At 65.3% G+C, this 251-nt stretch carries 1 protein-coding gene; it reads right to left on the bottom strand.

The features are described 5' to 3' along the window. A partial coding sequence (locus SB754_RS21875) for a hypothetical protein (RefSeq protein WP_410784407.1) occupies positions 1-251 on the bottom strand: 251 nt, incomplete at both ends.

The following is a 251-nucleotide window of genomic DNA, read 5'->3' on the forward strand; positions in this document are numbered from 1 at the left end:
GACCGAAACCTGTTCGAGCCCGAGCGTTTCGGCAAACACCTCACAGAGGATCCGTTCGGTGTCCGTCTCCGGCTCCCGCGAGGTGACGCTCGTGGTGAAGTCCGGGGCGGGAAGCGCGCCGCGATCGAGCTTGCCGTGCGGTGTCATGGGGAAGTCCGCCATGAACACCAGCGCCGACGGGACCATGTGGTCGGGCAACCGGTCACTGAGCTCATTCGAGACGCGGTCACGCAGAACCCGATCCACCGACT

This window comes from Leifsonia sp. SIMBA_070 (assembly GCF_046534635.1).
Lineage (GTDB): Bacteria > Actinomycetota > Actinomycetes > Actinomycetales > Microbacteriaceae > Leifsonia.